Raw genomic sequence first — 2,020 nt, 5'->3', positions numbered from 1 at the left:
GGCCAGTGCAGCACCCCGTCGCGGTAGAGCGGGTTGAGCCGCAGCGGCCGCCCGGGGACCGGCCGGTCGGGCGAGAGGGGGCCGTACCCGGCGGGCGGCGCCGGGGTGGCGACCAGGGCGAGGGCCTCGCTGCCGGCCAGCTCCGCGACCGTACGCGGCTCCGGCACGCTCCCCTCCAGCAGGGCGCGTGTCAGCTCCGCGTCGTCGTAGCACAGGGCCCCGGGCAGCAGCGACCGCCATCCGGCCGGGTCCAGCGGCAGCCCGGAGACCGGCCCGGGGACCAGGGAGTTGTGGCAGTGGCCGAGGACGACGCCGCCACCGGCCGCGTACGGTCGCGGAGCTGGCCGGCAGCGAGGCCCTCGCCCTGGTCGCCACCCCGGCGCCGCCCGCCGGGTACGGCCCCCTCTCGCCCGACCGGCCGGTCCCCGGGCGGCCGCTGCGGCTCAACCCGCTCTACCGCGACGGGGTGCTGCACTGGCCGGGCGACCGGTGGCGGGAGGAGTACGGGCCGGGCGCCGCCGCCTACCTGCCCGACCGCGTCGACCTTTCCCCCGGCCTGCTCGCCGACGCGCGGGTCGGACGCCTGACACCCGAGGTGACCGCACTGGCCCGCCGCCGAGTGCTCCTGGACCTCCCGGAGCGATGGTGAACGCCGACGGGTGGGCCGCCGCCCCGGCCGAGTGCAGATGGGCGGTCGCCGGCTGCGGCTGGGTGGCCCGGGACCACTTCCTGCCGGGCCTGCTGGAGGCCGCCGCGGGCCTCGTGGAGGGGGCGCGAGGGCAGCACGGCTTGCGCGGGACGGCAGGTACGGATGGTGCGGGTGGTTCGGGCGGCCCGCACGGCGTCGTCGACGCGACCGGCGCGGGCAGGATCGACGCCTGGACCGGCACAGGTAGCGCCCCCGACGCCCCGCGCGGCACCGGCACCGGCGGCGGCGGAACGGGCCGTACCACGGACGAACCCGGCCGCGCCGATGGGCGGACGGGCCCGCGGGACGCGCACCACGCCGACGGCCCGGGCGGAACACGTGGCGCCGGCCGCACCGCCACCCCCGTGCCCCGTCTCGTCGCCGTGACCGATCGTGACCCCGCGGCCGCCGACCTGCTGGCCGGCCGTGCCCCCGGTGCCCGGGCCTCGGCCGGTCTCGCCGAGTTGCTGGCCGCGTACCGGCCCGACGCCCTGTACGTCGCGACGCCCAACCACGCCCATCGCCCGGCGGTCGAGGCGGCGGCCGCGGCGGGGGTGGCGGTGCTGTGCGAGAAGCCGCTGGCCGCCGACCTCGGTGAGGCCGAGCACCTGGTCGCGGCCTGCCGGCGCGCGGGCGTCCTCGCGGCGACCGCGTTCGACCAGCGCTTCCACCCCGCCCACCGGGCCGTACGCGACGCCGTGGCCGCCGGGGAGCTGGGGACCGTCACCGCGGTGCGCATCACCTACTGCTGCTGGCTGCCGCCCGCCTGGTCGCCGGACGGACGGCCGTACGACAACTGGCGTGCCGACCCGGCGCGGGCCGGCGGCGGGGCCGCGCTCGACCTGGCGCCGCACGGCCTCGACCTGGTGGGCGTGCTGCTCGGCGGGGACGACGTGGCCGAGCTGACGGCGCTGGTGCAGCACCGGGTGCACCCGTACCCGGTCGACGACGGCGCCGTACTGACCGGCCGTACCGGTGGCGACGTACTGGCCACCCTGCACCTGGCCTACAACACGCCCGACGCCCTGCCACGACGGCGCCTCGAAGTGGTCGGCACCCGCGGGCAGCTGACCGCCACGGACACCCTCGGCCAGGACGCCGGGGGGATGCTGCTGCGCACCGACGCGCGTACGGGGGACCGCGTGCCGGTGCCCTTCGACACCGGGGTGTCCCCCTTCGCCGAGCAGGTGCGGGAGTTCTCCGCTGCCGTGGCCGCGGTGCGGGGCGGCACCCCGGTGGAGCGCGCCTGGCCGTGGCCGCTGCGGCGCGACCTGGCGCTGCACCGCCTGCTGCTGGAGGCGCTGTCCCGCGCCGCCCCCTCGTCCGCTCCCC

General features: G+C 79.1%; 2 protein-coding genes. Both read left to right on the top strand.

The annotated features are described in order from the left end of the window. Positions 1-466 precede the first annotated feature (466 nt). Entirely contained in the window at positions 467-649 is a 183-nt protein-coding gene (locus FGF04_RS38970) for a hypothetical protein (protein ID WP_149516124.1), read from the top strand. Then, positions 643-2,020 (top strand): Gfo/Idh/MocA family protein (locus FGF04_RS38965; RefSeq protein WP_149516123.1); only part of this gene is annotated, 1,378 nt, incomplete at its 3' end. The genes FGF04_RS38970 and FGF04_RS38965, both read left to right, overlap by 7 nt.

Source organism: Streptomyces apricus, from assembly GCF_008369065.1.
Lineage (GTDB): Bacteria > Actinomycetota > Actinomycetes > Streptomycetales > Streptomycetaceae > Streptomyces > Streptomyces apricus.
Note: the sequence above shows the minus strand (reverse complement) of the source record. Positions and strands in the feature narration are given on the sequence as shown.